Source organism: Burkholderia sp. Ac-20379, from assembly GCF_017104645.1.
GTDB lineage: Bacteria > Pseudomonadota > Gammaproteobacteria > Burkholderiales > Burkholderiaceae > Burkholderia.
Map to the genome: position 1 here is coordinate 1 of NZ_JAAGPF010000316.1, position 8652 is coordinate 8652.

The window sequence follows — 8652 nt, forward strand, 5'->3', positions numbered from 1 at the left end:
TGCCTGCGCCCGCGCCGGCCACGGGGCCGGTGCCGGGCCGGATCGTGGTGATGAGCTGGGAGCTTGGCGAGATGTTGCTGGCGCTCGGCGTCGTGCCGGTGGGCATGTCGTTGCCGGACTGGTACCGGCGCACGATCGTCGCGCCGCCGCTGCCGCAGGGCGTGGCGAATCTCGGCCTGCTGTACCAGCCGAACTTCGAGATCCTGCAGGCGCTGCATCCGGACCTGATGCTGATCACGCCCGGCCACGCGGCGGCGCGCGGCTGGTACGAGCGGATCGCGCCCACCCTGACGCTCGGCATGTATCGTCGCGCGCCGGATCCATATCGCGCGTTGTGCGCCGAAACCGCCGAGCTCGGCGCGCGGCTGGCACGCCCGGCCGAGGCCGCGGCGCTGGCCGCGCGAACCGAGGCGTCGATCGATGCGACGCGCGCCGCGCTGATCGCGACGCCGGCGCGCCTGGCCCGGCCGGTGCTGGTGGCGGAACTGGTGGACGACCGGCGGCTGCGCGTCTACGGGCGCGGCAGCCTGTTCGACCAGATGCTGGCGCGCATCGGCGTGACCAATGCCGCGCATCCGCGCGCGGGCGGCGATGCCTGGCCGACCGACGGCGGCTTCGCGCTGGTGCCGATGCAACGGCTCGTCGAGGTGGCCGATGCGAGCCTGCTGATCGTCGGGCCGATCGACGCGCCGACGCGCGCCGCGCTGGCATCGAATGCGATCTGGCGGGCGCTGCCGACGGTTCGCGAGCAACGGGTCGCAAGCCTGCCGGTGATCGCGCCGTATGGCGGCTTGGTATCGATGCAGCGTTTCGTGGTCGCGGTGAACGCGGCGCTCGGCGCGATCGAGGCGGGAGGCGGCCATGTCGCATGATCTCGCCGCGTCGGCACGCGGTGCACCGGCCCGCGACTTGCGGATTCCGATGGTGGCCGGCTTCGGCCTGCTCGCGCTCGTGCTGTCGGCGTTCGCGATTCACGCGCAGCTGGGCGGCGCGTCGTTCTGGGCCACGCTGGTCGCACCGGATCGTACCGATCTGCATCAGGTGCTGGTGCGCGACAGCCTGCTGCCGCGGATCGCCATGACCTTGCTGTGCGGCGCCGCGCTCGGCCTGGCCGGCACGCTGACGCAGCAGGTGCTGCGCAATCCGCTGGCCGAGCCGCTGACGCTCGGCATCTTCCCCGGCGCCTATCTCGCGCTGATGGTGGCGGCGCTGTGGATGCCGTCGTGGCTCGCGTTCGGCCGAACCGCGGTGGCGTTCGCCGGCGGCGGGCTCGCGATGCTGGTGGTGTTCGCGCTGGCGGCGCGGCAGCGCATGGCCTCGTTGTCGGTGATCCTGTCGGGGATGGTGGTCAACCTGTATTGCGGGGCGATCTGCCTCGCGATCGCGCTGTCGCACTTCCAACTGCTGCGCGGCCTGATGATCTGGGGCGGCGGGGCGCTCGACCAGACCGGCTGGGGCGAGGCGCGCGGGCTCGCGATCGGGCTGGCGCTCTGCGTGGCCGCCACCGTGCTGCTGCGTCGCGCCTTTGCGGTGTTCGAGGCCGGCGATGCGACGGTGGCCAGCCTTGGCGTCGGCCTGCAGCGCATGCGCTTCGCGGCGTTGCTGATCGCGCTGGTGCTGACCGCGTGCGTGGTGTCGTCGGTCGGCGTGATCGCGTTCGTCGGCCTGGCCGCCCCGATGCTTGCGCGCCTGGCCGGCGCGCGCCGGCTCGGCGCCCGGCTGGTCTGGGCGCCCGCGATCGGCGCGTCGCTGCTGTGGGCGACCGACGCGCTCGTGCGGATCGTGCAGTCATCCGAAGTATTTTCCGCGCACGTGGTGCCCACCGGCACCGTTACCTCGCTGGTCGGCGTGCCGTTCCTGCTGTGGATGCTGCCGCGCCTGCGCAGCCAGCCCGATCTGCACGCGGCGGCGGCCGCGCCGATCCCGCATGGCCGGTTGATGCGTCGCGCGCCGTTCGCGCTGGCGGCGCTGGTGCTGGTGATCGCGCTCGCCGTGGGCGTGTCGCGCGGCGTCGACGGCTGGCACATCCGCAGCTCGGCACAGATCGCCGCGCTCGCGTTCTGGCGCATTCCGCACCTGGTCGCCGCGCTGTCGGCCGGCGTGCTGCTGGCCGTCAGCGGCACGCTGATCCAGCGCGTGACAGCGAACCCGATGGCCAGCCCCGATTTGCTCGGCGTCAGCTCGGGCGGCGCGCTCGGCATCATGGCCGTGCTGCTGCTCGGCCTCGCGCCGGCGCCGCCGATCCTGCTCGCCGGCTGCATCGCGGGATCGCTGGTCACGCTCGGCATCGTGATGGGGTTCGGGGTGCGGGCGCAGTTCGCGCCCGAGCGGATGCTGCTGGTTGGCGTGGCGATCAGCGCGCTGTTCCAGGCGGTCGTCAGCGCGCTGCTTTCGAGCGGCGATTCGCGTGGCGACCTGATGCTGAACTTCATCCTCGGCTCGACCTATTACGTGCCGCCGAGCGCGGCCTATGCCGCGGCGGGGATCGCGGTGCTGGCGCTCGTGCTGGGGCCCTTGCTCGGCCGCTGGGTCGATTCGCTCGGGCTCGGCGCGGCCACCGCCGCGAGCCTCGGCGTGCCGGTATCGCGTGCGCGCGCGACGGTGCTGGTGCTGGCCGCGATCCTGGCCGCCGCCGCCACGCTGATCGTCGGGCCGCTGTCGTTCGTGGGGCTCGTCGCGCCGCATATCGCGCGTTACTCGGGCGCCCGCAAGTCGCGTACCCAAATGATGGTGGCGGCCCTGATCGGCGCCTTGCTGATGGGGCTCGCCGAATGGCTCGGGCGCCAGGTTGCGTTCCCGATGGAAATGCCGGCCGGGCTGGTCGCCACGCTGATCGGCGGGCCGTATCTGGTGGCGCTGATGCTGCATCGACAAGCTTCGGCCACCTGATCGATCGCAGTCCTTGACGATTTTTCCGGAGCGGGGCGGTGGGCAGCGGATTCGACGAGAAAAGCCCTAAAATTTTGCAAACGATTATGAAAATGAGAATCATTATCGGTTAGAATCTTGTTCCGTGAATTTCCCGGTCGCTGCGGTGGCCGGTGATTCATGGGCGTAGCCGGCAGGGTGTGTCCGGCGCGTGTGCGATCAGCCGGGGGGCGGGTCGGGCGGGCAGCGGGGCGGCGCGCAATCAGGTGCGTCGGCTCGCGGTGCCGTGCAGTGACGAGAGAGCGTCCGCCGCGCCTCGGGAAGGCGGCGGATCAAAAACATTACGCATAACGTAACGAAAAAATGAGCAACTGGATCGAACCGATGTGCCGCGAGGGACGCACGAATACCATTGGGGTGGTACGGATCCGGCGTACGCCGGTCGCCGCCGCGGTCGCGCTGTGCGCGATGTGGGCCGGGGCCGCCCACGCACAATCCGCCACCGGCGCCGACGCGCCGGCTTCTTCCACCGCCTTGCCGACCGTGCATGTGAAGGCGGCGCCCGACGCCACCACCGAGGACAGCGGATCGTACCTGGCGCGCAGCGCCACGGTGGCCGGCAAGGTGCCGGTGCCGCTGAAGGAAACGCCCGCCTCGGTGTCGGTGCTGACGCGGCAACGGATGGACGACCAGAATCTCACGACGATCCAGGAAGCGCTGCGCTACGTGACGGGCGTGACCTCGGTCGATTACGGCGACGGCACGGGCTACTTCCGCGCGCGCGGCAACCAGCTCGGCATCGAGTTCGACGGCGTCTCGCTGATCAGCGGCCTGCAATACCAGCAGCAGTTCGATCTGGCCATGTACGACCGCGTGGAAGTGCTGCGCGGGCCGTCGGGCGTGATGGACGGCTTCGGCAACCCGGGCGGCACCGTCAACCTGGTGCGCAAGGCGCCGCAGAAGGAATTCCATCTCGCCACGGAAACCCAGGTCAGCTCGTTCGGCGGCATCCGCCAGATGGTCGACGTGACCGGCAAGCTGAACCGGGACGGTTCGGTGCGCGGGCGTGCCGTGGTGGTGGGCCTCGACGGCAACCGGTCGCTGGACGGCGAGCGCAACAAGGAAGTGATGGTGTATGGCGCGCTCGACATCGATTTCACGCCGCGCACCACGCTGTCGCTGTCGGCGAGCTACGAAACGTATTCGATGACGGGCGTCGACTACGGCATCGGCGGCGTGCCGAACGCGGCGCGCAACGCGCTGATCGGCACCGTGCCGAGCTCGTGGTCGCAGAACTTCAGCCCGTCGTGGAACAGCGCGTTCACGTCGCTGGTCGAGACCAACGCGAATCTCAAGCACAAGTTCGGCAACGGCTGGGAATCGGACACGACGCTGTTCTACCGCCACGAACTGCTGAAATCGTATTACGCCTACTCGGGCCCGTTCGCGCTGGCCAACGGCAACGCGCTGTTCGGCGATCAGCGCCAGCACGCGGGCCTCGACTGGTTCGGCGCGGACACCCACGTGTCCGGCCCGATCAACGCGTTCGGCCGCGAGCATCAACTGACGATCGGCGCGAACTACTCGCTGCAGTCGAGCACGCAGACCTACGGCTACAAGAGCACGCCGGGGCCGGGCGTGCTCGGCACCTGGAGCGCGTTCAATGCCGATGCGGTGCCCCAGGTCGCCGTGCCGTACACGAGCAGCACGAACAACCGCTTCGAGCAGTACGGCATCTACGCGCAGGCGCGCATCAAGGTGGCGGACCCGGTGACGGTCGTGCTGGGCGCGCGCGAGGCGTTCCTGCAGGAGCGCTCGCAGGCTGCGATTCCGGCCGGGCAGGACTGGAAGACGGTCGCGCAGGTCAATCACCGCTTCCTGCCGTCGGCCGGCATCGTGTGGGACATCGCGCCGTGGGCCACCGCCTACGCGAGCTACTCGCGCTTCCTGGCCGCGCAGACCGACACCACCTACACCGGCGCGCTGCTGCCGCCGCGCTCGGGCGAGCAGTATGAAATCGGCATGAAGAACACGTTCCTGGGCGGCCGCCTGTCGACCACCACCGCCGTGTTCCGCATCAACGACAACAATCGTGCGATCTCGGATCCGGATCCGCTGCACGCCAACGGCTCGATCCCGGGCGGCCGCGCGCGCGACGAAGGCGTGGAATTCGAGGTGACCGGGCAGCCGACGCCGAACTGGAACATCTATGCCGGCTATACCTACCTGCAGGCGAACTTCGAGAACGACTCGGCGAACCTGACGGACGGCACGGATCCGAAGCATCTATTCAAGCTGTGGACGAACTACAAGTTCACGAGCGGCGTGCTGAACGGCCTGAACATCGGCGGCGGCATGCTCGCGCAAAGCTGGATTTCGCGCGGCATCCAGGAGGGCGGCTACGCGATCTTCAACGCGCAGCTCGGCTATCGCTTCAACAAGCACCTGGAAGCCTCGCTGCAATTGAACAACATCTTCAACCGCGGCTATTACATCCGTCCGCCGGGCCGCTTCTACAGCGTGTTCGGCGATCGCCGCAACGTGATGCTGACGCTTCGTTCGGATTTCTGACGTTTCAGCATCCTGACGAACCGGGGCATTCCGCGCGCCCCGGCCTCGACCCCGGCTCCGGCCGGGAGCGCATGCCGGAAGACAGGACATGCGCGACAGCGGCGGTCACGAAGTGGTCGTGAAATTGAAACAAAGAATGCGAATCATTCCGATTTGCATTGTATTTATATAAATTACCCGCGTACGACACGCTTCGGGCCGAAGCCGGGTTGTGCAACTGATTCGTGTGGCCGCGCCCCGATGCCTGGGCGCGGCCGCGAACGGGTCATGGAGGGAACGATGAATGTCGCTGACGTGAGCATGACGATGCCGAATGCCGTCCGTTCAACCTGCCTGGCCGTGCCGTGCCGGGCGTCCGATTTCAGCGCGCCGCCGGCATCGCCGTCGCGCTGCCTGCGCGTTTGCACCGGCGCCGCTTCGCCGCACGCGACGCTCCCAGCCGGTGCTGCCGGCCTTTTCTCGCGCGCCCCGGCGTCCCGGCCGGGCCGCGCGCTTCCGAGATCTCTTCACAGGAACCTTCGCCATGTCGCAAGCCATGCCTTTGCTATTTGATTTCTCGCCGTTCGCCGGCCAGAGCGAACGCTACGTCGAACTGATCAAGCAGTTCTCCGCCGCGCACGCGTTCCGCAGCGCGCATGTCAGCGAACTGCTGCTGGAGGACGATTTCCATCGCCGCCCGCTGCGCCCGGAAGATTTCGAATTCCTGAAGTTCCAGAAGCCGGTGCGCATGCACAACGTGAGCCGCCTGCCGGCGCTGGCCTCGGGCCGCACGCTGCTGTCGATCTACGAACTGGGCGTGGCGCGCCTGCCGCGCAGCGCCGACATCGACGAATGGCAACACTTCAGCGGCTTCTACGGCGACGACGTGCAGGTGTTCGGCGCGCAGATCGCCCCGTTCCTCGAAGCCTATGCGTTCGAATACCTCGCGCAGGATCAGGCCGTCGAGGCCGAGCCGGCCGCCGCGGCCGCGCGCCTGAAGCGCCTGATCGAGGCGGAAACGGCGTTCTGGAGCGAATCGTTCGCGCGCCTGATGCGCAACGACTACCTGCAGGAAGGCCTGCGCTTCATCACCGTGCAGCGCTGGGCGCTCGCGCCGTCGAAGCGCCGCGCGCTGGCCCGCGCCACCGCGAGCGGCTTCCTCGACATGCTGCCGGAAGCATTGCGCCCGCAACTGCACGGCGATCTGCCGTCGGACGCGCTGCTCGAAAAGATCGCCGCCTCGGTGGGCGTGACGCGCCAGCAGCACGCGTACTGGCAGTTCTACCTGCCGACCAGCACGGCCAAGGCCAACCTGCTCTACGCGCTGGGCCGCCGCCCGGATCGCGCGTTCGGCCTGGTGGGCGCGGCCTACGCGGCCGAAGCCGAGTGGCTGGCGTTCGGCGCCGCGCTCGAGCGCGCCTGCGCGCATCTGGCGCCGGCCGGCCGCGAGCCGGGCGAATTCGAGCGCCGCACCGACGCGCTGGTGGCCCGCTTCCAGCAGGCGCTGGAAACCGTGGCCGACAAGTTCGGCCAGCCGGCCTATCAGCAGGCCGTGCAAGGCGTGGCCGCGGCCGAGCGCCTGTGCGAGCGCGCGCGCTGGGATCTCGGCGAGCAGCTGCTGTGGCTGTCGTCGATCCGCCATTACATCAAGTTCGCCCACCGCATCAGCGATCGCATCGACGTCGAATGCCCGGGCATCGACCGCGAAACCTTCGTCGAGCCGTTCGAGATGTGCTCGACCACGCACGTCCACAACGACCACCGCCTCGTGACCATCGAGGAAGGCCAGATGCTGTTCTGGGGCAACGTCGGCATGCAGTTGAAGATGAACGTGGGCGACAAGGTGCTGATTCCCGACGGCCGCCTGCATGGGTCGACCGTGCTGTCGGGCGAGTGCACGTATCACCAGCCGATCATTCCGGACGACTGGGTTCAGGCGCTGGTCGCCGAACTCGAGGCGAAGGCGAACGCGGGCGCATCCGCCTGAGCGCCGCCGGCAGGAACCTGCTTTGACTGGTGGGCCGCGCATTCCGCGCGGCCCGGCACGTTCGCCCGCGCGGGCGACGAACAAGGATATGAAATGAGTTCAACCGAGGAAAAGGTCAACCTGTTGGCGCAAGCCGATGCGGCGCCCGGCGAAGGCTTTGATCCGGGCGATTGGAAGAGCCGCATCATCAACGGCCGCGCGCTGGGCGCCGCGGCGAACCCGCCCGCGTGGCTCGACGCCTCGTACGAGACGCTGCGCAAGAGCGTGATGCACCCCGAGTATCCGTGCTTCTTCGGCACCATCGCCGAGAAGCGCGGCGAGATGTTCTATTCGTTCGTGAACGGCAAGAACATCGCCGACCTGCCGGCCACCATGCAGACGTTCGCCGAACTCGCGCTGCGCCCCGAGTACCGCAAGAACAACATCGCGATCTTCTTCGAGCCGGACGCCGAGCCGCTCTCGCACGACGATTATCACAAGCACTTCTGGCAGATCCTGCAGCACCTGCACGACGTCGATCCCGATCCGAAGGCCGACCAGCAGCCGCCGCCGTCGGATGGCGACTGGGAATTCTCGTTCGCGGGCGTGGAGTGCTTCGTGGTGTGCGCGTGCCCGTCGTTCCGCACCCGCCACAGCCGCAACCTCGGCCCGGGCATGGTGCTGCTGTTCCAGCCGCGCAGCGTGTTCGTCGACACCATCACCAACAAGGTGATCGGCCGCGAGGCGCGCAACCAGGTGCGCAAGCGCCTCGAAACCTGGGACGAAATCTCGGCCCACCCGGATCTCGGCTTCTACGGCGACCCGGGCAACCTCGAATGGAAGCAGTACTTCCTCGACGACGCCAACGTGGCCGCCGACGACCGCTGCCCGTTCCTGAAACGCCAGAAACAGAACGCCGAAGCCGCGCAGGCCGCGTTCGGCGCCGAGCCGCGCGACGTGCTGAACGCGGGCGACTACGCGCCGAAGCGTCATGCGGAGCCGGTGGTGGTGCAAGCGAAGCCGGCCGCCGCCGACGAGGCCGGCGCGCGCCACTGGCAGCAGCACCGGATCGTCTCGACGGAGAGCCCGTATGCGCCGCATCCGGCGTCGTGGCACGGCAAGGAGCATCACCCCATGCCGCCCGGCAAGAGCGATCGCCACGAGTACGGCGAGGACTGAGGCCGAGGTCGGCGCGCGCAAGGCGGACCGCCGCGCGCGCCGTCGTGCCGCGCGCCCGCCGGCATGGGCCGGTTGGTTCCGGCGCGATG

At 68.9% G+C, this 8652-nt stretch carries 5 protein-coding genes; all 5 read left to right on the top strand.

Going from position 1 to position 8652, the window contains the following annotated elements:
• Nucleotides 1–872: ABC transporter substrate-binding protein (locus G3N92_RS27290; RefSeq protein WP_206130700.1), on the top strand; the 872-nt coding region annotated here is incomplete at its 5' end.
• Entirely contained in the window at nt 862–2889 is a 2028-nt protein-coding gene (gene fhuB / locus G3N92_RS27295; protein ID WP_241015047.1) for a Fe(3+)-hydroxamate ABC transporter permease FhuB, read from the top strand. The genes G3N92_RS27290 and fhuB, both read left to right, overlap by 11 nt.
• A gap of 342 nt (nt 2890–3231) precedes the next feature.
• On the top strand, nt 3232–5439 hold the full coding sequence (locus G3N92_RS27300; RefSeq protein WP_241015048.1) for a TonB-dependent siderophore receptor: 2208 nt from the start codon (nt 3232–3234) through the stop codon (nt 5437–5439).
• A gap of 523 nt (nt 5440–5962) precedes the next feature.
• On the top strand, nt 5963–7405 hold the full coding sequence (locus G3N92_RS27305) for a peptide synthetase (protein ID WP_206130701.1): 1443 nt from the start codon (nt 5963–5965) through the stop codon (nt 7403–7405).
• Between the two features lie 93 nt (nt 7406–7498).
• A complete protein-coding gene (locus G3N92_RS27310; protein WP_206130702.1) occupies nt 7499–8563 on the top strand; it encodes a YqcI/YcgG family protein in 1065 nt (354 codons plus the stop codon).
• Nucleotides 8564–8652 lie beyond the last annotated feature (89 nt).